Origin of the sequence: Citrobacter sp. RHB36-C18, assembly GCF_013814485.1 — a bacterium.
Taxonomy (GTDB): Bacteria; Pseudomonadota; Gammaproteobacteria; order Enterobacterales; family Enterobacteriaceae; genus Citrobacter; species Citrobacter braakii.
Window position 1 is genome coordinate 4,798,413 of record NZ_CP057125.1, and the last position, 26,459, is coordinate 4,824,871.

At 51.3% G+C, this 26,459-nt stretch carries 23 protein-coding genes; 18 read left to right on the forward strand and 5 right to left on the reverse strand.

What is annotated here, in order from left to right:
- Positions 1 to 10: 10 nt before the first annotated feature.
- The 4 genes from rbsC to kup form a co-directional block, all read right to left on the reverse strand.
- A complete protein-coding gene (rbsC, locus tag HVZ52_RS22705) occupies positions 11 to 976 on the reverse strand; it encodes a ribose ABC transporter permease (RefSeq protein ID WP_003023762.1) in 966 nt (321 codons plus the stop codon).
- A 5-nt stretch (positions 977 to 981) separates the two neighbouring features.
- On the reverse strand, positions 982 to 2,487 hold the full coding sequence (gene rbsA, locus HVZ52_RS22710; RefSeq protein WP_181598715.1) for a ribose ABC transporter ATP-binding protein RbsA: 1,506 nt from the start codon (positions 2,485 to 2,487) through the stop codon (positions 982 to 984).
- Between the two features lie 7 nt (positions 2,488 to 2,494).
- Positions 2,495 to 2,914, reverse strand: coding sequence for a D-ribose pyranase (rbsD, locus tag HVZ52_RS22715; protein ID WP_016155090.1), 420 nt, complete (start codon positions 2,912 to 2,914; stop codon positions 2,495 to 2,497).
- Between the two features lie 192 nt (positions 2,915 to 3,106).
- Positions 3,107 to 4,975 carry a low affinity potassium transporter Kup gene (gene kup, locus HVZ52_RS22720; protein WP_003023768.1) on the reverse strand — a complete coding sequence of 623 codons (1,869 nt, stop codon included), beginning with the start codon at positions 4,973 to 4,975 and terminating at the stop codon, positions 3,107 to 3,109.
- Positions 4,976 to 5,305: 330 nt separating this feature from the next.
- Here kup and ravA point away from each other — a divergent pair, with 330 nt between their 5' ends.
- Both ravA and viaA read left to right on the forward strand, forming a co-directional pair.
- Positions 5,306 to 6,802, forward strand: a complete 1,497-nt coding sequence (ravA, locus tag HVZ52_RS22725; RefSeq protein ID WP_047358450.1) for an ATPase RavA — start codon at positions 5,306 to 5,308, stop codon at positions 6,800 to 6,802.
- Complete coding sequence (viaA, locus tag HVZ52_RS22730) at positions 6,796 to 8,247, forward strand: ATPase RavA stimulator ViaA (RefSeq protein WP_181598716.1); 1,452 nt, start codon at positions 6,796 to 6,798, stop codon at positions 8,245 to 8,247. The genes ravA and viaA overlap by 7 nt, the downstream gene beginning before the upstream one ends.
- 3 nt (positions 8,248 to 8,250) lie before the next feature.
- Here the strand turns inward: viaA and asnA are convergent, their stop codons facing one another.
- A complete protein-coding gene (gene asnA, locus HVZ52_RS22735) occupies positions 8,251 to 9,243 on the reverse strand; it encodes an aspartate--ammonia ligase (protein WP_181598717.1) in 993 nt (330 codons plus the stop codon).
- A gap of 151 nt (positions 9,244 to 9,394) precedes the next feature.
- Here asnA and asnC point away from each other — a divergent pair, with 151 nt between their 5' ends.
- The 16 genes from asnC (at position 9,395) to pstS (ending at position 26,349) form a co-directional block, all read left to right on the forward strand.
- Complete coding sequence (gene asnC, locus HVZ52_RS22740) at positions 9,395 to 9,853, forward strand: transcriptional regulator AsnC (protein ID WP_003023780.1); 459 nt, start codon at positions 9,395 to 9,397, stop codon at positions 9,851 to 9,853.
- Between the two features lie 88 nt (positions 9,854 to 9,941).
- Entirely contained in the window at positions 9,942 to 10,391 is a 450-nt protein-coding gene (mioC, locus tag HVZ52_RS22745) for an FMN-binding protein MioC (protein WP_016155086.1), read from the forward strand.
- A gap of 372 nt (positions 10,392 to 10,763) precedes the next feature.
- Entirely contained in the window at positions 10,764 to 12,653 is a 1,890-nt protein-coding gene (gene mnmG / locus HVZ52_RS22750; protein ID WP_016155085.1) for a tRNA uridine-5-carboxymethylaminomethyl(34) synthesis enzyme MnmG, read from the forward strand.
- Between the two features lie 103 nt (positions 12,654 to 12,756).
- Positions 12,757 to 13,380: a 16S rRNA (guanine(527)-N(7))-methyltransferase RsmG gene (rsmG, locus tag HVZ52_RS22755; protein WP_047358453.1), complete on the forward strand. Its 624-nt coding sequence runs from the start codon at positions 12,757 to 12,759 to the stop codon at positions 13,378 to 13,380.
- A 614-nt stretch (positions 13,381 to 13,994) separates the two neighbouring features.
- A complete protein-coding gene (gene atpI, locus HVZ52_RS22760) occupies positions 13,995 to 14,375 on the forward strand; it encodes a F0F1 ATP synthase subunit I (protein ID WP_003023790.1) in 381 nt (126 codons plus the stop codon).
- A 7-nt stretch (positions 14,376 to 14,382) separates the two neighbouring features.
- On the forward strand, positions 14,383 to 15,198 hold the full coding sequence (gene atpB / locus HVZ52_RS22765; protein WP_003023792.1) for a F0F1 ATP synthase subunit A: 816 nt from the start codon (positions 14,383 to 14,385) through the stop codon (positions 15,196 to 15,198).
- A 46-nt stretch (positions 15,199 to 15,244) separates the two neighbouring features.
- On the forward strand, positions 15,245 to 15,484 hold the full coding sequence (atpE, locus tag HVZ52_RS22770) for a F0F1 ATP synthase subunit C (RefSeq protein ID WP_003023794.1): 240 nt from the start codon (positions 15,245 to 15,247) through the stop codon (positions 15,482 to 15,484).
- Between the two features lie 59 nt (positions 15,485 to 15,543).
- Positions 15,544 to 16,014 carry a F0F1 ATP synthase subunit B gene (atpF, locus tag HVZ52_RS22775; protein WP_003827022.1) on the forward strand — a complete coding sequence of 157 codons (471 nt, stop codon included), beginning with the start codon at positions 15,544 to 15,546 and terminating at the stop codon, positions 16,012 to 16,014.
- Between the two features lie 14 nt (positions 16,015 to 16,028).
- Entirely contained in the window at positions 16,029 to 16,562 is a 534-nt protein-coding gene (gene atpH, locus HVZ52_RS22780; protein WP_006687767.1) for a F0F1 ATP synthase subunit delta, read from the forward strand.
- A 12-nt stretch (positions 16,563 to 16,574) separates the two neighbouring features.
- Positions 16,575 to 18,116: a F0F1 ATP synthase subunit alpha gene (atpA, locus tag HVZ52_RS22785; protein ID WP_003023802.1), complete on the forward strand. Its 1,542-nt coding sequence runs from the start codon at positions 16,575 to 16,577 to the stop codon at positions 18,114 to 18,116.
- A gap of 50 nt (positions 18,117 to 18,166) precedes the next feature.
- Positions 18,167 to 19,030, forward strand: a complete 864-nt coding sequence (gene atpG / locus HVZ52_RS22790) for a F0F1 ATP synthase subunit gamma (RefSeq protein ID WP_016155083.1) — start codon at positions 18,167 to 18,169, stop codon at positions 19,028 to 19,030.
- Between the two features lie 26 nt (positions 19,031 to 19,056).
- Positions 19,057 to 20,439 carry a F0F1 ATP synthase subunit beta gene (gene atpD, locus HVZ52_RS22795; protein ID WP_003023806.1) on the forward strand — a complete coding sequence of 461 codons (1,383 nt, stop codon included), beginning with the start codon at positions 19,057 to 19,059 and terminating at the stop codon, positions 20,437 to 20,439.
- Between the two features lie 20 nt (positions 20,440 to 20,459).
- Entirely contained in the window at positions 20,460 to 20,879 is a 420-nt protein-coding gene (locus HVZ52_RS22800) for a F0F1 ATP synthase subunit epsilon (protein ID WP_003023809.1), read from the forward strand.
- 672 nt (positions 20,880 to 21,551) lie between these two features.
- A complete protein-coding gene (glmU, locus tag HVZ52_RS22805) occupies positions 21,552 to 22,922 on the forward strand; it encodes a bifunctional UDP-N-acetylglucosamine diphosphorylase/glucosamine-1-phosphate N-acetyltransferase GlmU (protein WP_181598718.1) in 1,371 nt (456 codons plus the stop codon).
- Positions 22,923 to 23,145: 223 nt separating this feature from the next.
- Positions 23,146 to 24,975 carry a glutamine--fructose-6-phosphate transaminase (isomerizing) gene (gene glmS / locus HVZ52_RS22810; protein WP_016155081.1) on the forward strand — a complete coding sequence of 610 codons (1,830 nt, stop codon included), beginning with the start codon at positions 23,146 to 23,148 and terminating at the stop codon, positions 24,973 to 24,975.
- A gap of 333 nt (positions 24,976 to 25,308) precedes the next feature.
- Positions 25,309 to 26,349 (forward strand): phosphate ABC transporter substrate-binding protein PstS, encoded by a 1,041-nt coding sequence (pstS, locus tag HVZ52_RS22815; protein ID WP_181598719.1) that lies wholly within the window; start codon positions 25,309 to 25,311, stop codon positions 26,347 to 26,349.
- The last annotated feature ends 110 nt before the right edge of the window (positions 26,350 to 26,459 follow it).

The following is a 26,459-nucleotide window of genomic DNA, read 5'->3' on the forward strand; positions in this document are numbered from 1 at the left end:
GTAATCGTTGTTACTGCTTTTTGTTGTCTACCAGTACCGCCAGCAAAATCACCACCGCTTTGACGATCATCTGGTAATAGGAGGATACACCTAACAAATTCAAACCATTATTGAGGAAACCAAGAATCAATGCGCCGATCAGCGTCCCAACAATACGTCCTTTACCACCCGCCAGGCTGGTACCACCTAACACCACCGCGGCGATAGCATCCAGCTCATAGCCAGTACCTGCCGTCGGTTGCGCAGAGGAGAGGCGCGCTACTTCAATGATGCCCGCCAGCGATGCCAGCAGACCACACAAGGAGTAAACGATAATTTTGATTTTACTTACGCTGATACCGGACAGGCGCGTTGCCGCTTCGTTACCGCCCAGCGCATAGATATAACGACCCAGACGAGTGTGGTGCAGCATGTACCACGCCGCGAGGAAGACAATCCCCATAATCCACACAGGCGTAGGGACGCCTAACGGACGACCAATACCAAACCAGCCAAACAGATCGGCATTGTCAGTAAACCCGGTATTAACCGGACTGCCGTTGGTGTATACCATGGTCACACCACGCAGCAGCAGCATCATCACCAGGGTCGCGATAAACGCCTGTACCCGGCCTTTCGCGACAATCACCCCGGTTACCGCGCCAATAGCAGCACCGAGCGCCAGGGCCGCAGCGACAGCCACCAGCGCATTGACTTCAATCCCTACAATGGAAGCCGCAACCGCACCGGTAAGCGCCAGCAAAGAACCGACAGACAGATCGATCCCCGACGTCAGGATAACCAGCGTCATGCCAACGGCCATGATGGCGTTCACCGACGTTTGCTGGAGGATGTTGAACAGGTTATTAACGGTAAAAAAGTTAGGGCTCATGGTGGAAACAATCGCGATCAGCACTAACAGAGCGATAAGCGACTTTTGCTCCAGAAGCCATGCTTTAGTGAAATAACGGCGACCAGAAACAGCCTGGGTAGTCATCTTTTTTACTCCTGATTCACGCGATTAAGCTTGCCCACAGCGGCAGCCATTAATACTTCCTGAGTGGCCTGCTCGCGAGTGAACTCACCGCCGAGATGCCCTTCATGCATAACGATAATTCGATCGCTCATGCCCAATACTTCTGGCATCTCAGAGGAGACCAGAATGATGCTCAGCCCATCGGCCTTAAACTGGTTGATAAGCTGATAGATTTCTTTTTTAGCCCCAACGTCAACACCGCGCGTTGGTTCATCGAGGATCAGGACTTTTGGTCGGGTCATCAGACCGCGCGCAATCGCCACTTTCTGCTGATTACCGCCAGAAAGCAGGCCGATAGCCTGTTCCATTGATGGCGTTTTAACATTGAACAGACGAATAAAATCACCTACCGCCTGCTGCTCGTCTTTATGTTTAAGGCTTCCACCAGCGCGACTGAAATAACGCAGCGCGGTTAGTGACATGTTCTCTTTCACCGACATGCCCAGCACTAAACCATCGCGTTTACGGTCTTCAGAAATATAGACGATGCCGTTAGCCAACCCATCCTGCGGCGAACGGGTGACCACTTCATGGCCATCAAGCGTGACGTAACCGCTGGTGCGCGGCAATGCGCCGTACAACACTTTCATCAGCTCGGTACGTCCGGCACCCATCAGCCCCGATACGCCAAGGATCTCGCCTTTACGTAGCGTGAATGAAACATCGTTTACGCCAGGGCCGCACAGGTTATCGACCTTCAGGCGAATATCACCCGGCGCTTTTTCCAGGCGCGGGTATTGATCTTCCAGCTTACGTCCCACCATCATTTCAATCAGCGAGTCTTCGGTCAGCGAGGCGACTTCACGCTCGGCAATAAACTGCCCGTCGCGAAAAACGGTCACGTCGTCACAAATCTCGAAGATCTCTTTCATGCGGTGAGAAATATAGACAATGCCGCGTCCCTGGGATTTCAGTTCGCGAATGACGCGGAACAGGGATTCGGTTTCGGTATCGGTGAGCGCATCCGTCGGTTCATCCATAATGATGACCTTCGATTCAAAGCTCAGCACTTTGGCAATTTCAACCATCTGCTGATCGCCAATCGACAGTTCACCGACCAGTCTGTCGCTTTTAAAGCGCAGATTCAGTTTGGCAAGCAGCAGATCGGCTTCGGCGTACATCTTCTTCCAGTCAATTTTGCCAAAGCGATTAACGAACTCACGGCCAAGAAAAATGTTCTCGGCGATAGTGAGTTGCGGGATCAAATTCAGCTCCTGGTGGATGATACCGATTCCGGCTTCCTGGGAGGATTTAGGGCCGTTAAAAGTGGTCTCTTTTCCCAACCAGAATAAAGAACCGGCATCACGGGTATAGATCCCGGTCAACACTTTCATCATGGTGGATTTGCCCGCGCCGTTTTCGCCCACCAGCGCCATTACGCGGCCTGGGTAGACATTCAGCGCGGCGCCGGATAGCGCTTTTACGCCCGGGAACGCTTTATCGATCCCTTTGAGTTGCAGTAATGCGTTCATGATGGCCTCAGAACGTGACGCCAGCACAGAGAATGATATTCGCATACGGAGAACACTCTCCGCTGCGAATTACCGCCTGACTGTCTGCGGTTTGTTTTTTGAATTGTTCATGCGTGGTGTAACGAATTTCTATGGTGTTTCCCTGGTGTTGTTGCAGTTGCTCAATGTGGCTGAGCAACGTTTCGTGGAGTTGCGGATTATGTTGTTTAATTTCCGTCGCGAGAATGGCCGCCTCGACCTGCATTTCACGTGTCACCACATCCAGTACCTGCATAAAAGAAGGTACGCCCTGGGTTAATGCCATATCGATACGCGTTGTGCTATTCGGGATGGGTAAACCTGCATCACACACCACCAGCGTATCGGTATGCCCCAGACGGGAGATCACCGATGAAATTTCAGAGTTGAGTACCGTGCCTTTCTTCATTTTCTTTCCCCACTAGCGAAACGTTTCGCTGAAGATAAGTGTAGAGCGAAGAGTGGAGATAAAACCACCGCAAAGTTACGAAAATGTGATCGCCATCGAAACGTTTCGCAAGGATTATCATTCGATGAAATGAAAACTGGGAGGGACAAAACAAAACGCCCCCTTTCGCGATGAAAGAGGGCGTCGATGAGATTAAATCTCGACCTGAGTACCGAGCTCAATAACCCGGTTAGGTGGGATTTCAAACTGGTCCGGGGCGCGCAGCGCATTGCGTTGTAGTAGCAGATACAGCTTGCCGCGCAGACGCAGATACCATGGTCGTTTGCCAACAATCAACGACTCATGCGACATGAAGAACGAGGTTTCCATCATCCGACAGCTTAAGCCTTCCAGACCGCAGCGATGGAATACTTCTTCAACGTTCGGCGTTTCGCGCCAACCGTAGCTGGCCACCACACGCCAGAAGGTGGGCGATAACTGCTCAATCTGCACCCTACGCACATTGTGAACATATGGCGCATCTTCCGTGCGTAGCGTCAGCAGAATAACGCGTTCATGCAGGACCTTGTTATGTTTGAGGTTATGCAGTAGCGCAAACGGGATGACGTTCAATGCACGAGACATGTACACCGCCGTTCCCGGCACGCGTACCGGTGGTGATTTCTCCAGAGAGGCAATCATCGCCTCCAGAGAGTTGCCGTGCTCATGCATGCGACGCAGCAGACGGAAACGCTCGCTTTTCCAGGTGGTCATGATGGTGAACATAACCAGACCCAGCGTCAGAGGCAGCCAACCGCCGGAAATCAGTTTATCGAGGTTCGCGGAGAACAGCGGAACATCGACGCACAAGAACGCCACCAGGATCAGGAAGACGAAGTATTTATTCCAGTGCCAGTTTTTGCGCGCCACGGTGGTCGACAGAATTGAGGTCAGCACCATCGTCCCTGTCACCGCAATCCCGTACGCCGCAGCCAGATTGCTGGAGTGTTCAAAGCTCACAATCACAATAACCACTGCAAAATAGAGCATCCAGTTAACGAAAGGAATGTAGATCTGGCCCGATTCCATTTCCGAGGTATGGATGATACGCATCGGCGATAAATACCCCAGACGCACAGCCTGACGCGTCAGTGAGAAGACGCCGGAGATAACCGCCTGTGAAGCGATAACCGTTGCCAGCGCGGCGAGGATCAGGAGCGGTATCAGCGCCCAGTCCGGCGCCAGCAGGAAGAACGGGTTTTTAATCGCTTCAGGATGCTTTAACAGCAACGCCCCCTGACCAAAATAGTTCAGTACCAGCGAAGGCAATACCACGGAGAACCATGCCAGGCGAATCGGCAACTTACCAAAGTGGCCCATATCCGCATACAGCGCTTCAACACCGGTAATCGACAACACCACCGCACCCAGCGCAATAAAGGACAACGTTTTGAATTCGAGGAAGAAATGCACCGCCCAATACGGATTGAGCGCCTGCAGCACTTCCGGATTGCCAATAATACTGCGCACGCCTAACACTGCCAGCGTCAGGAACCACAACAGCATAATCGGCGCAAACAGCTTACCGACCATGCCGGTACCGTGTTTTTGAATCAAAAACAGCAGGGTCAGTACGATTATCGAGAGCGGAACAATCCAGGTATCCAGTTGCGGGGCAATGATCTCCAGACCTTCAATCGCCGACATCACCGAGATAGCAGGCGTTATCACCACTTCTCCATAGAAGAAGCTGCCGCCAATCAACCCCATAATCACCAGCATGGAGGTTGTTCGTGCTGAAGTATTACGCCCGGCCAATGACATCAGCGTCAGGATCCCGCCTTCTCCGGCGTTATCCGCGCGCATGACAAACGTCAGGTATTTAATGGAGACAACAAAGATCAGCAGCCAGAAAATCAGCGAGAGAAAGCCAAATACGGCGTCACGTTCAACGCCAAAACCAAACTGGCCGGACAAACATTCACGAAGCGTATAAAGTGGGCTGGTACCAATATCACCGTAGACAACCCCAATGGCCGCAAGGGTAATCGCAGACAATGATTGTTTATTATCAGTGCTCATAGACTCGTCTTTCGTTTATACACATCATCTTTCAAGCCACCTCCGCGTGGGCTGCATTCGTTATTCCCCCCATCCCAGAAGAAAACTCCATTGCCGCCTTGGTGCAGCTTGATTGATTTGGTGTATATATAAGAAATGTGTGCGTCGTCCCTTGGCCCACAAAAAGGCGCACAGTATGCACGATTAATCGCAAAATCGTACCCCTAAATGAGACCAGATTAATCTGGCTCAAAGAAAAATAAGCGCACCTTCAGTCTATTACTGCACTGGTGTGAAGCATCTATACTCGCTGTTTATGCAGTACATTTGGCGAAAGGACGCCACTTCATTATGGCTCACCCACATTTATTAGCGGAAAGAATTTCCCGTCTGAGCAATGCGCTGGAAAAGGGACTTTATGAACGTAGCCACGCCATTCGTCTGTGTCTGCTGGCTGCACTTAGCGGCGAGAGCGTTTTCTTATTAGGTCCTCCCGGGATCGCGAAAAGCTTAATTGCCCGCAGACTGAAATTTGCCTTTCAAAATGCTCGCGCCTTCGAATATCTGATGACGCGCTTCTCTACGCCGGAAGAGGTTTTCGGCCCGCTGTCCATTCAGGCGTTAAAAGACGAAGGTCGCTATGAACGCTTAACGGCAGGCTATCTCCCTGAAGCTGAAATCGTCTTTCTCGATGAAATCTGGAAGGCGGGACCGGCGATTCTTAACACCCTGCTGACCGCCATCAACGAACGCCACTTCCGCAACGGCGCGCATGAAGAGAAAATCCCGATGCGCCTGCTGGTGGCAGCCTCCAACGAACTGCCTGAAGCAGACAGCAGCCTGGAAGCGCTGTACGACCGTATGCTGATTCGTCTGTGGCTGGATAAAGTCCAGGACAAGGCCAACTTCCGCTCGATGCTGTTAAGTCAGCAGGATGAAAGCGACAATCCGGTCCCGGCATCGTTACAGGTGACGGATGAAGAGTATTACCAGTGGCAAAAGGACATTGGCGCCATCACGCTTCCCGATCGCGTGTTTGAGCTTATTTTCATGCTGCGCCAGCAGTTGGACACGCTACCGAATGCCCCCTACGTGTCCGATCGTCGCTGGAAAAAAGCCATTCGCTTGCTCCAGGCCAGCGCCTTCTTTAGCGGACGTGATGCGGTAGTTCCCATCGACCTGATCCTGCTGAAAGACTGCCTGTGGTACGACGCACAAAGCCTGAATCTGATGCAGCAGCAGTTGGAAATATTGATGACCGGACACGCATGGCAACAGCAAGCCATGCTGACCCGTCTGGGCAGTATTGTGCAGCGCCGCATTCAGCTCCAGCAGCAGCAAAGCGATAAAACAGCATTCACCGTGATCCGTCAGGGCGGCATGTTCAGCCGTCGTCCTCATTATGATTTACCGCCGGAGGCCACGTCTTCCGTCGTGACATTACTACTGCAAAAGCCCTTAAAGCTGCATGATATGGAAGTAATCCATATTGCTTTCGAACGTAGCGCGCTGGAACTGTGGTTAACCAAAGGCGGTGAGATCCGCGGAAAATTAAACGGCATCGGTTTTGCCCAGACGCTGAACATGGAAGTGGATAGCGCGCAGCACCTGGTTGTACGCGACGTCAGCTTACAAGGCTCTCGCCTGGCATTGCCCGGAACATCACAAGAGAGTATGCCCGCTGAAATAAAACAGGAGCTTGAAGCGCTCGATAACGAGTGGCATCAGCAGCACAGCGCATTTAGCGAGCAGCAAAAATGTCTGTTTATTCATAGCGACTGGTTAGGCCGCATTGAGGCCAGTCTGCAGGATGTCGGGGCACAAATCCGCCAGGCGCAACAATGCTGACCCTTGATACGCTCAACATCATGCTGGCAGTCAGTGAAGAAGCGATGATCGAAGAGATGATCGTCGCCCTGCTGGCTTCTCCAAAGATGGTGGTATTTTTTAACAAATTCCCTCGCCTTAAAAAAGCGATCACTGACGATATTCCCCGCTGGCGTGAATCTTTGCGTAGCCGCCTCAAAGATACCCATGTACCGCCGGAGTTAGCGGAAGAGGTTATATGCTATCAACAAAGCCAGCTCCTCTCTCATGCGCAGTTTATCGTCCAGCTACCGCAAATATTGTCGCTATTGCACCACCTCCATTCGCCATGGGCCGGACAAGCGCAGCAACTGGTCAATGACAACAGCGCGTTTACGCCTGCCCTACATACGCTTTTTCTCCAGCGCTGGCGCCTGAGCCTGGTGGTGCAAACCACAACGCTGAATCAGCAACTGCTGGAAGAAGAGCGCGAGCATTTGCTCAGTGAAGTACAGGAACGGATGACCCTCAGCGGGCAACTGGAACCCGTACTGGCAGAAAATGACAACGCAGCAGGCCGGTTGTGGGATATGAGCGCAGGTCAAATCAAGCGCGGTGATTATCAGTTGATGGTGAAATATGGCGAATTCCTGACGCAACAACCTGAACTCCAGCGTCTGGCTGAGCAGTTAGGCCGTTCCAGAGAAGCGAAATCCGTACCGCGTAAAGATGCGCCAATGGAAACCTTCCGCACCCTGGTGCGCGAACCGGCAACCGTCCCGGAGCAAGTAGATGGCATCCAGCAAAGCGACGATATCCTGCGCCTGCTGCCGCCGGAACTGGCCACGCTGGGCATTACCGAACTGGAATACGAGTTCTACCGACGACTGGTGGAAAAGCAGCTGTTGACCTATCGCCTGCACGGCGAAGCATGGCGTGAGAAAGTCACGGAACGCCCCGTGGTGCATCAGGATTTTGACGAGCAACCGCGCGGACCGTTTATCGTCTGCGTTGATACTTCGGGATCGATGGGCGGCTTTAATGAGCAGTGTGCGAAAGCCTTTTGCCTGGCGCTAATGCGCGTCGCCCTTGCCGATAACCGACGCTGTTTCATCATGCTGTTTTCAACAGAAGTAGTGCGCTATGAGCTATCCGGCCCGGAGGGCATTGAACAGGCGATCCGTTTTTTAAGTCAGCGCTTTCGCGGTGGTACCGATATTGCCAGCTGTTTTCGCGCCATTACTGAGCGCATGCAGGGTCGGGAATGGTTTGATGCTGATGCGGTGGTGATCTCAGATTTTATCGCTCAGCGATTGCCCGATGAGGTTGTCAGCAAAGTGGGGGAATTACAGCGGGTGCACCAGCACCGTTTTCACGCGGTGGCGATGTCAGCACATGGTAAACCCAGTATCATGCGCATTTTCGATCATATCTGGCGCTTTGATACCGGGATGCGAAGCCGCCTGCTCAGACGCTGGCGGCGTTAATTCTTACAACAGAGAGGCGACGCTTTCACGTACCTGTGCCGGCCATACGCCACACTGAACCTGACCAATGTGTGGTAATTGCAGCAACAGCATGGTCAGACGCGACTGCCCAATTCCTCCACCAATCGTCTGTGGCATTTCACCGCGCAGCAGCGCCTGGTGCCATTCCAGACTCAGACGATCTTCATCTCCGGTCAGAGAAAGCTGATGTTTCAGAGCGTCAGCATCCACACGGATCCCCATAGAAGACAGCTCAAACGCATCTTCCAGTACCGGGTTCCAGACCAGAATATCACCGTTCAGACCGGCGTGACCCAGCTCGGACGCTGAACTCCAGTCATCATAATCCGGCGCACGTACATCATGGCGGTGACCGTCGCTGAGCTTGCCGCCGATCCCCACCAGGAATACCGCGCCCAGCTCCTTAGCGATCGCACGTTCACGACCTTTTGCGTCAAGACCAGGATAACGAGATAACAGTTCCTGGCTATGAACAAAGTGGATCTGCTCTGGCAGGAACAGTGCCAGACCAAACTCTTTGCTCACCGCAGCTTCGGTAGCCTTAATTCCCGCCCAGATAGCCTCTACCGTGCTTTTCAGAGTGGAGAATTGACGCTCGCCGTCGCCCATCACGCGCTCCCAGTCCCACTGGTCAACATACACTGAGTGCAGCGGGGAAAGGCGGTCTTCATCAGGACGCAGGGCCTTCATATGCGTGTACAGCCCTTCGCCTGCGCTAAAGTCGTGTTGTCCTAATGTTTGACGCTTCCACTTCGCCAGTGAATGAACCACTTCGAATTGAGCGTCTGGCAATGCTTTAACCTTCACCTGCACCGCTTTTTCACAGCCCGACAAGTTATCTTGCGTGCCATCTCCTACGCGGCTGAGGATCGGAGCCTGAACTTCGATCAGACCTAAACGCTCTTCCAACTGACGAGAAAAATGAGATTTTACGAAGCTAATTTGACGTTGTTTGGCAATGTAAGCGGTTTTCATTATGTGTACTCCTGTGTCCTGTTGCCTATGATTAAGCAACAGAATGTAGGTAATATTCAATAATCAACAAACAAAAAGCCGTCTTCGATTTTGATTCGTTAAAATTAACGTCTAAAATAGAGGGAATCATTAATCTACATAAGAAAAACCTATGGAAAATTATCAGATCGACAATCTGGACCGCGGCATTCTTGACGCCCTGATGGAAAATGCCCGAACGGCCTATGCCGAATTGGCCAAACAGTTCGGCGTTAGCCCGGGGACAATTCACGTTCGCGTAGAGAAGATGAAGCAGGCCGGGATTATTACCGGCGCACGGATTGATGTTAGTCCCAAACAGTTGGGCTATGACGTCGGCTGCTTTATCGGCATCATCCTGAAAAGTGCGAAAGACTATCCGTCAGCGTTGGCCAGACTGGAAAGCCTCGATGAGGTGACCGAAGCGTATTACACCACCGGGCACTACAGCATCTTTATAAAGGTGATGTGCAAGTCGATCGACGCGTTACAGCAGGTACTTATCAACAAGATCCAAACAATTGACGAAATTCAGTCCACGGAGACCCTGATCGTCCTGCAAAACCCGATCATGCGTACCATCAAGCCATGATCGCTTTTTTTAATCCCCTATTTTTCCACAGGTAGATCCCAGCTCGCTCACAGCGTACAATACGCCCTCTTTATAAAGGTGGGCGATCATGGCAGAAATCACTCTTATCAGCGGCAGCACGCTTGGCAGTGCGGAATATGTAGCAGAGCATCTGGCTGAAAAACTGGACGACGCGGGTTTTTCCAGCGAAATACTGCATGGGCCAATGCTTGAAGAGGTCCCGACTGATGGGATCTGGCTGATTATTAGCTCCACGCACGGTGCGGGAGACATTCCTGACAACCTGCAGCCTTTATATGATGCCTTATGCGAGCAAAAACCGGACCTTTCACAAGTGCACTTTGGTGCAATCGGGATCGGCAGTCGTGAATATGACACCTTTTGCGGCGCAATCGACAAGCTGGAAGCCGAACTGAAAGCCTGCGGAGCAAAACAGATCGGCGAAACGCTCAGGATCAACGTACTGGAACATGAAATTCCGGAAGATCCGGCTGAAATTTGGCTGGGATCCTGGCATCCATTGCTCAGAGATTTGTAAAGATCGTACTTTTTTATGTGGATAAGTCTGGTTAAAAGCTTGGATTAACCGGTAGTTATCCCAAGAACAACCGTTGTTCAGTTTTTGAGTTGTGTATAACCCTTCATTCTGCTCCCAGCTTATACGGGCCAGGATCACCGATCATTCACAGCTAATGATCCTCAACAACCTGTTGATCTTATTCAAAGGATCGCCCTTATCCACAGAAAGTTGCGATCCTAATAAGAGATCACAATAAAACAGATCTCTAAATAAAAAGATCTTCTTTTTAATACCCAGGATCCCAGGGCTTTCTCGATCGACTAAAGTTGAGTAGAATCCACGGCCCGGGCTTCAATCCACTTTCACACCGCGTTATGCGAGGCAATTACCATGTTTTATCAGGATCCTTTTGACGTCATCATCATTGGCGGGGGTCATGCAGGCACCGAGGCCGCAATGGCCGCGGCGCGAATGGGTCAACAGACTCTGCTTTTGACACACAATATCGACACTCTGGGACAGATGAGCTGCAACCCGGCGATCGGCGGTATTGGGAAGGGACACCTGGTAAAAGAAGTGGATGCGCTTGGTGGGTTGATGGCAAAAGCGATCGACCATGCAGGTATCCAGTTTAGGATACTAAACGCCAGCAAAGGGCCAGCCGTTCGTGCTACCCGAGCTCAGGCCGACCGCGTGCTCTATCGCCAGGCTGTACGCACCGCACTCGAGAATCAACCCAATCTGATGATCTTCCAACAGGCGGTTGAAGATCTGATTGTTGAAAACGATCGTGTTGTGGGTGCAGTGACCCAAATGGGACTGAAGTTCCGTGCCAAAGCGGTTGTATTAACCGTAGGGACTTTTCTTGACGGCAAAATTCATATTGGTCTGGACAACTACAGCGGCGGCCGTGCTGGCGATCCGCCGTCTATCCCGCTGTCACGCCGTCTGCGTGAACTGCCTTTGCGCGTCAGCCGCCTGAAAACCGGTACGCCGCCGCGTATCGATGCACGCACTATTGATTTCAGCGTGCTCGGCCAGCAAAACAGCGATAACCCGATGCCGGTCTTCTCATTCCTGGGCGATGCTTCTCAACATCCGCGTCAGATGCCGTGTTACATCACGCATACCAATGAGAGAACCCATGACGTGATCCGCAATAACCTCGATCGTAGCCCGATGTACGCAGGCGTGATCGAAGGTATCGGTCCGCGCTACTGCCCATCGATCGAAGACAAAGTGATGCGCTTTGCCGATCGTAATCAGCATCAGATCTTCCTCGAACCGGAAGGACTCACGTCTAACGAAATTTATCCGAATGGTATCTCCACCAGCTTGCCGTTCGATGTGCAGATGCAAATTGTCCGCTCCATGCAGGGAATGGAAAATGCCAGAATCGTCCGTCCTGGCTACGCGATTGAGTATGATTTCTTCGATCCGCGCGACCTGAAACCCACTCTGGAAAGCAAATTCATCCAAGGTCTGTTCTTTGCGGGCCAGATTAACGGTACTACCGGTTACGAAGAAGCTGCCGCGCAAGGGATGTTGGCGGGTCTGAACGCCGCGCGCTTGTCTGCTGAGAAAGACGGTTGGGCACCGCGTCGCGATCAGGCTTATCTTGGTGTACTGGTGGACGATCTGTGTACGCTTGGCACCAAAGAACCGTACCGTATGTTCACCTCACGCGCAGAATACCGTTTGATGCTGCGCGAAGATAACGCCGACCTGCGTCTGACCGAAATTGGGCGTGAACTGGGTCTGGTGGACGACGAGCGCTGGGCTCGTTTCAACGAGAAGCTGGAGCGTATCGAACAGGAACGTCAGCGTCTCAAATCAACCTGGGTAAATCCGTTAGCGGAATCTGCAGCAGAAGTGAATGCTCACCTGGCTACGCCTTTGTCACGTGAAGCCAGCGGTGAAGATCTTCTGCGCCGCCCGGATATGACCTATGCTCAGTTGACCTCTTTATCTGCGTTCGCACCAGCGCTCGACGATGCTCAGGCCGCGGAACAGGTTGAGATTCAGGTGAAATACGAAGGGTATATCGCCCGTCAGCAGGAAGAAATCGAAAGACAACAGCGTAATGAGAACACCCTGTTGCCTGCAACGCTGGATTATCGTCAGGTCTCAGGCTTGTCGAATGAAGTTATCGCCAAGCTGAACGATCACAAACCGGTATCGATCGGCCAGGCATCGCGTATTTCTGGCGTAACGCCTGCCGCCATTTCCATTCTGCTGGTATGGCTGAAGAAACAAGGTATGCTGCGCCGCAGCGCTTGATAACACTATTTTGGCGGCGGGCGCTTCGCCTGCCCGCCCTACAAATTTGTAGTCCCGATAAGCTATAGCGCATCGGGAAATTGATTATGAACAGGTAACGACCGTGCTCAACAAACTCTCTCGTCTGCTGGCTGATGCTGGTATTTCTCTTACCGATCACCAGAAAAATCAGCTGATTGCGTATGTCGATATGCTGCACAAATGGAACAAAGCGTACAACTTGACGTCGGTACGGGATCCCAACGAAATGCTGGTGCGCCATATTCTGGACAGTATTGTCGTCGCGCCGTATCTGAAGGGGGAGCGTTTTATTGACGTGGGTACGGGACCGGGCCTGCCGGGTATTCCTCTCTCTATCGTGCGCCCTGAAGCGCATTTCACACTGCTGGATAGTCTGGGAAAACGCGTCCGTTTCTTGCGTCAGGTGCAGCATGAGCTTGCGCTTACTAACATCACTCCTGTGCAAAGTCGCGTTGAAGAATTCCCTTCAGAGCCGCCGTTCGATGGGGTCATTAGCCGTGCGTTCGCGTCACTTACTGATATGGTGAGTTGGTGCCATCATTTGCCTGGCATGGATGGGCGTTTTTATGCGCTAAAAGGGCAGTTGCCTGAAGATGAAATTGCTTCGTTGCCTGCAGAATTCAGCGTCGAGTCGGTCGAAAAATTACGCGTTCCGCAACTGGATGGTGAACGTCATCTGGTGGTTATTAAGCCAAACAAAATTTAATTTTTATCAAAAAAAATAGAAAAAAAACGGCTATTCAGGTGTTAAAAGTCATAGGGAATAGTGTGGTTAAATGTCGTTACAATTCACTAGCGCCTTACGGTTTTGCATCATAACTATAACGTACCGTTTTTTGTTAAAAGCGAAACAAGTCAGCTGTGAAAATATCAGTCTGCTAAAAATAGAACGTAAGAACCACCCGTTGTGTTAATTTTTTATTATAAATGTCAATGCGTGGTTTTTTTGTTGTTAGCTGTTGTTTTTGAAATAGTGGCTATTTTTACGCTTAAATATCAAAAAGATGAAAAGGCATCATTTGCCACGTAAATAAATTATGCGAAGGTGAATATGTTCAATATGTGATCTGGTGCACGCTTTGCCGCCAGTATTTACGCGGCATTTGCAGTTTTGCATGATCGTTCACAGTTTGCTTAAAAGTGATAAATGTGGGGTAGCGAAAAATATTTAAACATTTATTCACTTTTTAGCTACTTATTGTTTGAAATCACGAAGGCGCACCGTATAATTTGACCGCTTTTTGATGCTTGACTCTAAGCCATAAAGAACGTTTTATACGACACGCGGCATACCTCGAAGGGAGCAGGAGTAAAAACGTGATGTCTATGTCGCTCTTGAGTCGAAACGTTGCTCGTAAGCTTTTGCTCACACAGTTTCTGGCGGTAATAGCAAGTGGATTGCTGTTTAGCCTCAAAGACCCTTTCTGGGGCATCTCCGCATTGTGCGGTGGATTGGCAGTGTTACTGCCTAATGTGTTGTTTATGATATTTGCCTGGCGTCACCAGGCGCATACACCAGCTAAAGGCCGAGTAGCCTGGACGTTCGCCTTCGGCGAAGCCTTCAAGGTGTTAGCTATGCTGGTTTTGCTGGTGGTGGCGTTGGCTGTTTTGAAAGCGGTATTCATGCCGCTGATCGTTACGTGGGTTTTGGTGCTGGTGGTTCAGATACTGGCGCCGGCTGTAATTAACAACAAAGGGTAAAGGCATCATGGCTTCAGAAAATATGACGCCGCAGGATTACATAGGACACCATCTGAATAACCTTCAGTTGGACCTACGTACATTCTCGCTGGTGGATCCGCACAACCCCCCAGCCACCTTCTGGACGCTCAATATTGACTCCATTTTCTTCTCGGTGGTTCTGGGTCTGTTGTTCCTGCTTATGTTCCGTAGCGTAGCTAAAAAGGCGACCAGCGGCGTACCAGGTAAATTTCAGACCGCGATTGAGCTGGTAATCGGCTTTGTGCATGGTAGCGTGAAAGACATGTACCATGGCAAAAGCAAGCTGATTGCTCCGCTGGCCCTGACGATTTTCGTCTGGGTATTCCTGATGAACTTGATGGATTTACTGCCTATCGACCTGCTGCCGTACATCGGTGAGCATATCTTTGGCCTGCCGGCTCTGCGTGTGGTTCCGTCTGCTGACGTGAACATCACCCTGTCGATGGCGCTGGGCGTATTTATCCTCATTCTGTTCTACAGCATCAAAATGAAAGGCATCGGCGGCTTCGCGAAAGAGTTGACGCTGCAGCCGTTCAATCACTGGGCGTTCATCCCTGTCAACTTAATCCTTGAAGGGGTAAGCCTGCTGTCCAAACCAATTTCTCTTGGTCTGCGACTGTTCGGCAACATGTATGCCGGTGAGCTGATTTTCATTCTGATTGCTGGTCTGTTGCCGTGGTGGTCACAGTGGATCCTGAATGTGCCATGGGCCATTTTCCACATACTGATTATCACGCTGCAAGCCTTCATATTTATGGTTCTGACGATTGTCTATCTGTCGATGGCATCTGAAGAGCATTAATTTACCAACACTACTACGTTTTAACTGAAACAAACTGGAGACTGTCATGGAAAACCTGAATATGGATCTGCTGTACATTGCTGCCGCTGTGATGATGGGTCTGGCGGCAATCGGTGCTGCGATCGGTATCGGCATCCTCGGGGGTAAATTCCTGGAAGGCGCAGCGCGTCAACCGGATCTGATTCCTCTGCTGCGTACTCAGTTCTTTATCGTTATGGGTCTGGTGGATGCAATCCCAATGATCGCTGTAGGTCTGGGTCTGTACGTGATGTTTGCTGTCGCGTAGTAAGCGTTGCTTGAATTAAGAGCAATATCAGAACGTTAACTAGATAGAGGCATTGTGCTGTGAATCTTAACGCAACAATCCTCGGCCAGGCCATCGCGTTTGTCCTGTTCGTTCTGTTCTGCATGAAGTACGTATGGCCGCCTTTAATGGCTGCCATCGAAAAACGTCAAAAAGAAATTGCTGACGGCCTTGCTTCTGCAGAACGAGCACATAAGGATCTTGACCTTGCAAAGGCCAGCGCGACCGACCAGCTGAAAAAAGCGAAGGCGGAAGCTCAGGTAATCATTGAGCAGGCGAACAAACGCCGTGCTCAGATCCTGGACGAAGCTAAAACTGAAGCAGAGCAGGAACGTACTAAAATCGTGGCACAGGCGCAGGCGGAAATTGACGCCGAGCGTAAACGTGCTCGCGAAGAACTGCGTAAGCAAGTTGCTATCCTGGCTGTTGCTGGCGCCGAGAAGATCATCGAACGTTCCGTGGATGAAGCTGCTAATAGCGACATCGTGGACAAACTTGTCGCTGAACTGTAAGGAGGGAGGGGCTGATGTCTGAATTTATTACGGTAGCTCGCCCCTACGCCAAAGCAGCTTTTGACTTTGCCGTTGAGCACCAAAGCGTTGACCGTTGGCAGGATATGCTGACGTTTGCCGCTGAGGTGACAAAAAACGAACAAATGGCAGAGCTTCTCTCTGGCGCGCTGGCGCCGGAAACGCTCGCTGAGTCGTTTATCGCCGTGTGCGGTGAGCAGTTGGACGAAAGCGGCCAAAACCTGATTAGGGTAATGGCTGAAAATAACCGTCTGAATGCGCTCCCGGATGTTCTTGAGCAGTTTATTCATCTGCGTGCAGCCAGTGAGGCTATCTCTGAGGTAGAAGTCACTTCTGCCAATGCACTGAGTGATGAACAGCTTACGAAGATTAGTGCAGCGATGGAAAAACGTCTGTCACGCAAAGTTAAGCTGAATTGCAAAATCGATAAGTCTGTAATGGCAGGCGTAATCATCCGAGCGGGTGATATGGTCATTGATGGCAGCGTACGCGGCCGTCTTGAGCGCCTTGCAGACGTCTTGCAGTCTTAAGGGGACTGGAGCATGCAACTGAATTCCACCGAAATCAGCGAACTGATCAAGCAGCGCATTGCTCAGTTCAATGTTGTGAGCGAAGCTCACAACGAAGGTACTATTGTTTCTGTAAGTGACGGTGTTATCCGCATTCACGGCCTGGCCGATTGTATGCAGGGTGAGATGATTTCCCTGCCGGGTAACCGTTACGCTATCGCACTGAACCTGGAGCGCGACTCCGTAGGTGCCGTTGTGATGGGTCCATACGCTGACCTCGCCGAAGGCATGAAGGTTAAGTGTACGGGTCGTATTCTGGAAGTTCCGGTTGGCCGTGGCCTGCTGGGTCGTGTGGTGAATACTCTGGGTTCCCCAATTGACGGTAAAGGTCCGGTTGATAACGATGGCTTCTCGCCAATCGAAGTTATCGCACCAGGCGTAATCGAACGTCAGTCCGTCGACCAGCCAGTACAGACAGGTTATAAATCTGTTGATGCCATGATCCCAATCGGTCGTGGCCAGCGTGAGCTGATCATCGGTGACCGTCAGACAGGTAAAACCGCGATGGCAATCGACGCCATCATCAACCAGCGTGATTCCGGTATCAAATGTGTGTACGTGGCTATCGGCCAGAAAGCGTCCACCATTTCTAACGTGGTTCGTAAACTGGAAGAACACGGCGCACTGTCCAACACCATCGTTGTTGTGGCGACCGCGTCTGAATCTGCTGCTCTGCAATACCTGGCGCCATATGCCGGTTGCGCAATGGGCGAATACTTCCGTGACCGCGGTGAAGACGCGCTGATCGTTTACGATGACCTGTCTAAACAGGCTGTTGCTTACCGTCAGGTTTCCCTGCTGCTCCGTCGTCCACCAGGACGTGAAGCATTCCCGGGCGACGTATTTTACCTCCACTCCCGTCTGCTGGAGCGCGCATCCCGCGTAAACGCGGAATACGTTGAGAAGTTCACCAATGGTGAAGTTAAAGGTAAAACCGGCTCCCTGACCGCTCTGCCGATTATCGAAACCCAGGCGGGTGACGTTTCTGCGTTCGTTCCGACCAACGTAATTTCCATTACAGATGGTCAGATCTTCCTGGAAACCAACCTGTTCAACTCCGGTATTCGTCCGGCAGTTAACCCGGGTATCTCCGTATCTCGTGTAGGTGGTGCAGCGCAGACCAAGATCATCAAGAAACTGTCCGGTGGTATTCGTACCGCACTGGCGCAGTATCGTGAACTGGCAGCGTTTTCTCAGTTCGCTTCCGACCTGGATGAAGCTACTCGTAAGCAGCTGAGCCACGGTCAGAAAGTAACTGAACTGCTGAAGCAGAAACAGTACGCCCCAATGTCTGTAGCACAGCAGGGTGTGGTGCTGTTTGCGGCTGAACGCGGTTACCTCGAAGATGTGGAACTGGCGAAAATCGGTAGCTTCGAAGCCGCTCTGCTGGCTTACGTTGACCGTGACCATGCTCCGCTGATGCAAGAGATCAACCAGTCCGGTGGCTATAACGATGAAATCGAAGGCAAGCTGAAAGCTATCCTCGATTCCTTCAAGGCAACCCAGTCCTGGTAACGTCTGGCGGTCTGCTTTAGGGCGGACCGCAAGGCATTGAGGAGAAGCTCATGGCCGGCGCAAAAGAGATACGTAGTAAGATCGCAAGCGTCCAGAACACGCAGAAGATCACTAAAGCGATGGAGATGGTCGCCGCTTCCAAAATGCGTAAATCGCAGGATCGCATGGCGGCCAGCCGTCCTTATGCAGAGACCATGCGCAAAGTGATTGGTCACCTTGCGAATGGTAATCTGGAATATAAGCACCCTTACCTGGAAGAACGCGACGTTAAGCGCGTGGGCTACCTGGTGGTGTCGACCGACCGTGGTCTGTGCGGTGGCTTGAACATTAACCTGTTCAAAAAGCTGCTGGCGGATATGAAAGCATGGTCCGATAAAGGCGTTCAGTGCGATATCGCAATGATCGGCTCTAAGGGCGTGTCTTTCTTTAACTCCGTTGGCGGTAATGTGATTGCTCAGGTAACCGGCATGGGGGATAACCCTTCCCTGTCCGAACTGATCGGTCCGGTTAAAGTGATGCTGCAGGCCTACGATGAAGGTCGTCTGGACAGACTGTACGTTGTCAGCAACAAATTTATTAACACCATGTCTCAGACGCCAACCATCACCCAACTGCTGCCTCTGCCGGCATCAGATGATGATGAATTGAAGCGTAAATCCTGGGATTACCTGTATGAGCCAGACCCGAAAGCGCTGCTGGATACCCTGCTGCGTCGTTATGTCGAGTCTCAGGTTTATCAGGGCGTGGTAGAAAACCTGGCCAGCGAGCAGGCCGCACGTATGGTGGCGATGAAAGCCGCGACCGACAATGGCGGCAGCCTGATTAAAGAGCTGCAGTTGGTATACAACAAAGCTCGTCAGGCCAGCATTACTCAGGAACTCACCGAAATCGTCGGTGGTGCATCCGCGGTATAACCAGGTTAATTCGTAGAGGATTCAAGATGGCTACTGGAAAAATTGTCCAGGTAATCGGCGCCGTGGTTGACGTCGAATTCCCTCAGGATGCCGTACCGCGCGTGTACGATGCTCTTGAGGTTATGAATGGTAAAGAGAGCCTGGTGCTGGAAGTTCAGCAGCAGCTCGGCGGCGGTATCGTACGTACCATCGCCATGGGTTCTTCCGACGGTCTGCGTCGTGGTCTGGAAGTCAAAGATCTCGAGCACCCGATCGAAGTCCCGGTAGGTAAAGCAACTCTGGGTCGTATCATGAACGTCCTGGGTCACCCGATCGACATGAAAGGCGATATCGGTGAAGAAGAGCGTTGGGCTATCCACCGCGCGGCACCTTCCTATGAAGAGCTGTCCAGCTCTCAGGAACTGCTGGAAACCGGCATCAAAGTTATCGACCTGATGTGTCCGTTCGCTAAGGGCGGTAAAGTTGGTCTGTTCGGTGGTGCGGGTGTAGGTAAAACCGTAAACATGATGGAGCTGATCCGTAACATCGCGATCGAACACTCCGGTTACTCCGTGTTTGCGGGCGTGGGTGAACGTACTCGTGAGGGTAACGACTTCTACCACGAAATGACTGACTCCAACGTTCTGGACAAAGTATCCCTGGTATATGGCCAGATGAACGAGCCGCCGGGAAACCGTCTGCGCGTTGCTCTGACCGGTCTGACCATGGCTGAGAAGTTCCGTGACGAAGGTCGTGACGTTCTGCTGTTCGTTGATAACATCTATCGTTACACCCTGGCCGGTACAGAAGTATCCGCTCTGCTGGGTCGTATGCCATCAGCGGTAGGCTACCAGCCGACCCTGGCGGAAGAGATGGGTGTTCTTCAGGAACGTATCACCTCTACCAAAACCGGTTCTATCACCTCCGTTCAGGCGGTATACGTACCTGCGGATGACTTGACTGACCCATCCCCAGCAACCACCTTTGCTCACTTAGATGCAACCGTGGTACTGAGCCGTCAGATCGCCTCTCTGGGTATCTACCCGGCAGTTGACCCGCTGGACTCCACCAGCCGTCAGCTGGATCCGCTGGTTGTTGGTCAGGAACACTACGACACCGCGCGTGGCGTACAGTCTCTGCTGCAGCGTTATCAGGAACTGAAAGACATCATCGCCATCCTGGGTATGGATGAACTGTCTGAAGAAGACAAACTGGTGGTAGCACGCGCACGTAAAATTCAGCGCTTCCTGTCCCAGCCGTTCTTCGTTGCGGAAGTATTCACCGGTTCTCCGGGTAAATACGTATCCCTGAAAGACACCATCCGTGGCTTTAAAGGCATCATGGAAGGCGAATACGACCACCTGCCAGAGCAGGCGTTCTACATGGTTGGTTCTATCGACGAAGCCGTGGAAAAAGCCAAAAAACTTTAACGCCTTAATCGGAGGGTGATATGGCAATGACTTACCACCTGGACGTCGTCAGCGCAGAGCAGCAAATGTTCTCTGGTCTGGTCGAAAAAATCCAGGTAACGGGTAGTGAAGGTGAACTGGGTATTTTCCCGGGTCACGCACCGCTGCTCACCGCCATTAAGCCTGGTATGATCCGCATCGTTAAACAGTTCGGTCATGAAGAGTTTATCTATCTGTCCGGCGGCATTCTCGAAGTGCAGCCTGGCAGCGTGACCGTTCTGGCTGATACCGCGATTCGCGGACAGGATCTCGATGAAGCGAGAGCCCTGGAAGCGAAGCGTAAGGCTGAAGAGCACATCAAGAGCTCTCATGGTGACGTGGATTACGCTCAGGCATCTGCGGAACTGGCCAAAGCGATCGCGAAACTGCGCGTTATCGAGTTGACCAAAAAAGCGATGTAACACCGGCTTGAAAAGCACAAAAGCCAGTCTGGTTGCCAGGCTGGCTTTTTTTATGGTTTTGTTTCAGTGAAAGTGGAACTAAAAAGCTGTTTTATTATTTTGTGATTTATGTCACAAAAATATTGATCGGTTAAAAAATGAGGCGTAGACTCTTTTTTGTGTGATGTGTGTCACATAATTAACTCAGATAAAAACAGGATACCGACATGAAACTGATTAATAAAATCATCGCCCTTTTCAGCAGCATGGAAGTTTAGTCTTCCCGACCTGCTCTGTGGCGCGATGCTTCATACGGTTATCAGCACGCGCCAGCTGTTATTAAATCCCACTCCTCCGCTTTATCGTTTGTCCTCTTCCCTTTTAAAACTCTATTTTCCCTGTCTGTTTTTTCTACTTCTCGCTGAATCACATTAATAAAATTATACTTTTCTTTTGTAACTCTTTATTCATGCAGTAAAAAAATAGCAAAAACATTAACCTAGGCTTTAATAAGAGCAGCCTCCTGGTTTTTGGGAGACAAAAGACGCCGAAATAGACGAAAATAGAGAGTTATCAGAGGGGAAATTTCCCCGATTGAACGTTTTATCTTCGGTCCATTTCACGATGAAAAAAATGTAGTATTTTCAATGTGAAACGGTATAAATTCGTTCTCAAATTACAGTCAGGACGTGTATGTTGAATAATGCTATGAGCGTCGTGATCCTTGCCGCAGGCAAAGGCACGCGTATGTATTCCGATCTCCCTAAAGTGCTGCATACCCTCGCAGGAAAGCCGATGGTTCAGCATGTCATTGATGCCGCTAATGAATTAGGTGCGACTCACGTACATCTGGTCTATGGGCACGGTGGTGATTTGCTTAAGCAGACGCTGAAAGATGGCAATCTAAACTGGATTCTGCAGGCAGAGCAGTTGGGGACCGGCCATGCAATGCAGCAGGCAGCGCCATTCTTTGGTGATGACGAAGACATTTTAATGCTCTATGGCGATGTGCCGCTGATCTCTACCGATACCTTACGTAGCCTGCGTGATGCTAAACCGCAGGGCGGCATCGGCCTGTTAACGGTAAAACTGGATGATCCATCCGGCTATGGGCGTATTACGCGTGAGAACGGTAACGTCACCGGTATCGTCGAGCATAAAGATGCAACTGACGAGCAGCGCCAAATCCAGGAAATCAACACCGGTATTCTGATTGCCAATGGCGCTGATATGAAGCGCTGGCTGTCCAAACTCACCAATAACAATGCGCAGGGTGAATACTACATCACCGATATCATTGCGATGGCGTATCAGGAAGGACGCGAAATTGCTGCGGTACATCCGGCACGTATTAGCGAAACGGAAGGGGTGAATAACCGTCTTCAGTTATCCCGTCTGGAGCGTGTTTATCAGTCTGAGCAAGTAGAGAAACTGTTGCTGGCGGGCGTGATGCTGCGCGATCCTGCACGTTTTGATCTTCGCGGTACGCTTATTCACGGGCGCGATGTTGAAATTGATACTAACGTTATCATTGAAGGTAACGTAACCGTTGGTGATCGCGTCAAGATTGGTGCTGGCTGTATCATCAAAAACAGCGTGATTGGTGAAGGTTGTGAGCTTAGCCCATACAGTGTGGTGGAAGATGCCCATCTGGAAGCCGCTTGCACCATCGGTCCATTCGCGCGTCTGCGCCCGGGTGCTGAGCTGCAGGAAGGCGCGCACGTGGGTAACTTCGTCGAAATGAAAAAAGCGCGTCTGGGTAAAGGTTCTAAAGCTGGTCATCTGACCTATCTGGGCGATGCGGAAATTGGCGATAATGTGAATATCGGCGCGGGTACGATTACCTGCAACTACGATGGTGCCAATAAGTTTAAAACCATTATTGGTGATGATGTGTTTGTGGGTTCTGATACTCAGTTGGTGGCCCCTGTCACCGTGGGTAAAGGTGCCACCATCGCTGCTGGCACTACCGTAACGCGTAATGTCGCCGATAACGAACTGGTATTAAGCCGTGTACCTCAGGTCCATAAACAGGGCTGGCAGCGTCCGGTGAAGAAGAAGTAAGTGATTTTTGCCGGATGGCGGCCTACGTGCGGTGATGTTCTGTAGGCCTGATAAGCGTAAGCGCCATCAGGCAGACAAGAGATGAGGGGATAACATAATCCTCCGCTCAACAAGCAGTACCATAAAAATAACCCCACTCTCTACAAGGCTCGGGGCGCCCGGAAAGGGCAAATACAGGTCAGCGACAACGACAGGCAAATGCCTAAATTCGGAATCAAAAAATATGTGTGGAATTGTTGGCGCTATCGCGCAGCGTGATGTAGCTGAAATCCTTCTCGAAGGTTTACGTCGTCTGGAATATCGTGGTTATGACTCTGCTGGTCTGGCCGTTGTCGATGCTGAAGGCAACATGACCCGTCTGCGTCGTCTGGGTAAAGTGCAGATGCTGACTGCTGCTGCGGAAGAACATCCGCTGCATGGTGGTACAGGTATCGCTCATACCCGTTGGGCGACACACGGTGAACCTTCAGAAGCGAACGCGCATCCCCATGTTTCTGAACACATTGTTGTGGTGCATAACGGCATCATTGAAAACCATGAACCTCTGCGTGAACTACTGAAAACCCGTGGTTACACCTTTGTTTCTGAAACCGACACCGAAGTGATTGCTCACCTGGTGCATTGGGAACTGGAACAGGGTGGTACGCTGCGTGAAGCCGTACTGCGTACTATTCCACAGTTGCGCGGTGCCTATGGCACGGTGATCATGGATACCCGTAACCCGGAAACGCTGCTGGCGGCCCGTTCAGGTAGCCCGCTGGTGATTGGTCTGGGGATGGGGGAAAACTTTATCGCTTCCGATCAGTTGGCGCTGCTGCCGGTAACCCGTCGCTTTATCTTCCTGGAAGAGGGTGACATCGCGGAAGTGACCCGTCGTTCGGTCTCTATTTTCGACAAGTCTGGCGCACAAGTGAAGCGTCAGGATATCGAATCGAATCTGCAGTATGACGCGGGCGAAAAAGGTATTTATCGCCACTACATGCAGAAAGAGATCTACGAACAGCCGAACGCAATTAAAAATACGCTGACCGGTCGCATTAGTCACGGTGAAGTGGATTTAAGCGAGCTGGGTTCACGTGCCAACGAGTTGCTGTCTCAGGTTGAGCATATCCAGATTATCGCCTGCGGTACGTCCTACAACTCCGGTATGGTGTCCCGCTACTGGTTTGAATCGCTGGCTGGTATTCCTTGTGATGTCGAAATCGCTTCCGAGTTCCGCTATCGCAAATCCGCCGTGCGTCGTAACAGCCTGATGATTACCCTTTCCCAGTCCGGTGAAACGGCGGATACCCTGGCGGGTCTGCGCTTATCTAAAGAGCTGGGCTATCTGGGCTCGCTGGCTATTTGTAACGTACCGGGATCTTCTCTGGTGCGCGAATCCGACTTGGCGATGATGACCAATGCCGGTACCGAAATCGGTGTGGCCTCCACGAAAGCATTTACCACCCAACTGACCGTTCTGCTGATGCTGGTGGCGAAACTGTCTCGTCTGAAAGGTCTGGATGCGTCTATCGAGCAGGAGATCGTTCATGGTCTGCAGGCGCTGCCTAGCCGTATTGAGCAGATGCTGTCTCAGGACAAACGCATTGCCGCTCTGGCGGAAGGTTTCTCAGACAAACACCATGCGCTGTTCCTGGGCCGTGGCGATCAGTACCCGATTGCGCTGGAAGGCGCGCTGAAGCTGAAAGAGATCTCTTATATTCACGCTGAAGCTTATGCTGCAGGCGAACTGAAACACGGTCCGCTGGCGCTGATTGATGCCGATATGCCGGTTATCGTAGTTGCGCCGAACAACGAACTGTTGGAAAAACTGAAATCCAACATTGAAGAAGTTCGCGCTCGTGGCGGTCAGTTGTACGTCTTTGCGGACCAGGATGCTGGCTTTACCAGCAGCGAAAACATGCACATCATTGAGATGCCGCATGTGGAAGAGGTGATTGCACCGATCTTCTACACCGTTCCGCTGCAGTTGCTGGCGTATCACGTGGCGCTGATTAAAGGCACCGACGTGGACCAGCCGCGTAACCTGGCAAAGTCGGTTACCGTAGAGTAATCCGCACTTAACTGAACTGAAAATGCCCTGCTGCAAGCGGGGCATTTTTTTAGCTTGTTCTGTTTTTAATCAATTATCCCGCCTGCTTTATGTGACAAACCGTCATCTTCAACTACTGTTTTCAGTGTCATAAAAAGAAAATTTCAGCGAAATGTTATTGTCATGATGGTGATTAACATTCTGTTTTAAATGTATTTTTAGATAAAAAACTTCCCGAGTTTTTCATTGTCATAAAACTGTCATATTTCGTACATTTAACTGTCACCTGTTTGTCCTATTTTGCTCACAGTAGCAACTCAAACAACGATTTACGAAAACCGTGCAGGAGACATTATGAAAGTTATGCGTACCACTGTCGCAACTGTTGTCGCCGCGACCTTATCCATGAGCGCGTTTTCTGCGTTTGCAGCAGCGAGCTTGACAGGTGCAGGTGCAACCTTCCCTGCGCCAGTGTATGCCAAATGGGCAGATACCTATCAGAAAGAGACCGGTAGCAAAGTAAACTACCAGGGTATCGGCTCCTCCGGTGGTGTAAAACAAATTACGGCCAATACCGTTGATTTCGGCGCCTCTGACGCACCGTTGTCTGACGAGAAACTGGCGCAAGAAGGCCTGTTCCAGTTCCCGACTGTTATCGGTGGTGTGGTGCTGGCGGTGAACATCCCTGGCCTGAAATCCGGCGAACTGGTGCTGGATGGTAAAACGCTGGGCGACATCTACCTCGGTAAAATTAAGAAGTGGGATGATGAAGCCATCACCAAACTGAACCCGGGTCTGAAGCTGCCTTCTCAGAATATCGCCGTTGTGCGTCGTGCTGACGGTTCCGGCACTTCCTTCGTTTTCACCAGCTACCTGGCGAAAGTGAACGAAGAGTGGAAATCTAAAATTGGTTCCGGCTCTACCGTTAACTGGCCGACCGGTCTGGGCGGTAAAGGTAACGACGGTATCGCTGCGTTCGTACAGCGTCTGCCGGGTTCTATCGGCTACGTTGAGTACGCTTACGCTAAGCAGAACAACCTGGCGTACACCAAGCTGGTCTCTGCTGATGGCAAACCGGTAAGTCCGACCGAAGAAAACTTTGCCAACGCTGCAAAAGGCGCTGACTGGAGCAAAACCTTCGCTCAGGATCTGACTAACCAGAAAGGTGACGATGCGTGGCCGATCACTTCCACCACCTTCATCCTGGTGCATAAAGAGCAGAAGAAACCTGAGCAGGGCGCTGAAGTGCTGAAGTTCTTCGATTGGGCGTACAAAAATGGCGGCAAACAGGCTAATGACCTGGATTACGCCAGCCTGCCGGACAGCGTGGTTGATCAGATTCGTGCTGCATGGAAGACCAACGTGAAGGACAGCAGCGGTAAAGCGCTGTACTAAATACCCGTCATACTTCGAGCCGCTGCTGTGTTGGCTATGCTTGTTCACCCCAGTCACATAGTGAATCTATGCTCCTGGGTATTCACAAGCTTGCCGCCTTGCTGCAACTC

What these genes read in the sequence shown, in the direction of transcription:
- rbsD (WP_016155090.1), bottom strand. Translation starts at nt 2,914, where the DNA reads ATGAAGAAAGGCACGGTACTCAACTCTGAAATTTCATCGGTGATCTCC.
- kup (WP_003023768.1), bottom strand. Translation starts at nt 4,975, where the DNA reads ATGAGCACTGATAATAAACAATCATTGTCTGCGATTACCCTTGCGGCC.
- atpI (WP_003023790.1), top strand. Translation starts at nt 13,995, where the DNA reads ATGTCTATGTCGCTCTTGAGTCGAAACGTTGCTCGTAAGCTTTTGCTC.
- atpB (WP_003023792.1), top strand. Translation starts at nt 14,383, where the DNA reads ATGGCTTCAGAAAATATGACGCCGCAGGATTACATAGGACACCATCTG.
- mioC (WP_016155086.1), top strand. Translation starts at nt 9,942, where the DNA reads ATGGCAGAAATCACTCTTATCAGCGGCAGCACGCTTGGCAGTGCGGAA.
- HVZ52_RS22800 (WP_003023809.1), top strand. Translation starts at nt 20,460, where the DNA reads ATGGCAATGACTTACCACCTGGACGTCGTCAGCGCAGAGCAGCAAATG.
- asnC (WP_003023780.1), top strand. Translation starts at nt 9,395, where the DNA reads ATGGAAAATTATCAGATCGACAATCTGGACCGCGGCATTCTTGACGCC.
- viaA (WP_181598716.1), top strand. Translation starts at nt 6,796, where the DNA reads ATGCTGACCCTTGATACGCTCAACATCATGCTGGCAGTCAGTGAAGAA.
- atpG (WP_016155083.1), top strand. Translation starts at nt 18,167, where the DNA reads ATGGCCGGCGCAAAAGAGATACGTAGTAAGATCGCAAGCGTCCAGAAC.
- ravA (WP_047358450.1), top strand. Translation starts at nt 5,306, where the DNA reads ATGGCTCACCCACATTTATTAGCGGAAAGAATTTCCCGTCTGAGCAAT.
- atpH (WP_006687767.1), top strand. Translation starts at nt 16,029, where the DNA reads ATGTCTGAATTTATTACGGTAGCTCGCCCCTACGCCAAAGCAGCTTTT.
- mnmG (WP_016155085.1), top strand. Translation starts at nt 10,764, where the DNA reads ATGTTTTATCAGGATCCTTTTGACGTCATCATCATTGGCGGGGGTCAT.
- rbsA (WP_181598715.1), bottom strand. Translation starts at nt 2,487, where the DNA reads ATGAACGCATTACTGCAACTCAAAGGGATCGATAAAGCGTTCCCGGGC.
- asnA (WP_181598717.1), bottom strand. Translation starts at nt 9,243, where the DNA reads ATGAAAACCGCTTACATTGCCAAACAACGTCAAATTAGCTTCGTAAAA.
- atpD (WP_003023806.1), top strand. Translation starts at nt 19,057, where the DNA reads ATGGCTACTGGAAAAATTGTCCAGGTAATCGGCGCCGTGGTTGACGTC.
- rbsC (WP_003023762.1), bottom strand. Translation starts at nt 976, where the DNA reads ATGACTACCCAGGCTGTTTCTGGTCGCCGTTATTTCACTAAAGCATGG.
- atpA (WP_003023802.1), top strand. Translation starts at nt 16,575, where the DNA reads ATGCAACTGAATTCCACCGAAATCAGCGAACTGATCAAGCAGCGCATT.
- pstS (WP_181598719.1), top strand. Translation starts at nt 25,309, where the DNA reads ATGAAAGTTATGCGTACCACTGTCGCAACTGTTGTCGCCGCGACCTTA.
- atpE (WP_003023794.1), top strand. Translation starts at nt 15,245, where the DNA reads ATGGAAAACCTGAATATGGATCTGCTGTACATTGCTGCCGCTGTGATG.
- glmU (WP_181598718.1), top strand. Translation starts at nt 21,552, where the DNA reads ATGTTGAATAATGCTATGAGCGTCGTGATCCTTGCCGCAGGCAAAGGC.
- glmS (WP_016155081.1), top strand. Translation starts at nt 23,146, where the DNA reads ATGTGTGGAATTGTTGGCGCTATCGCGCAGCGTGATGTAGCTGAAATC.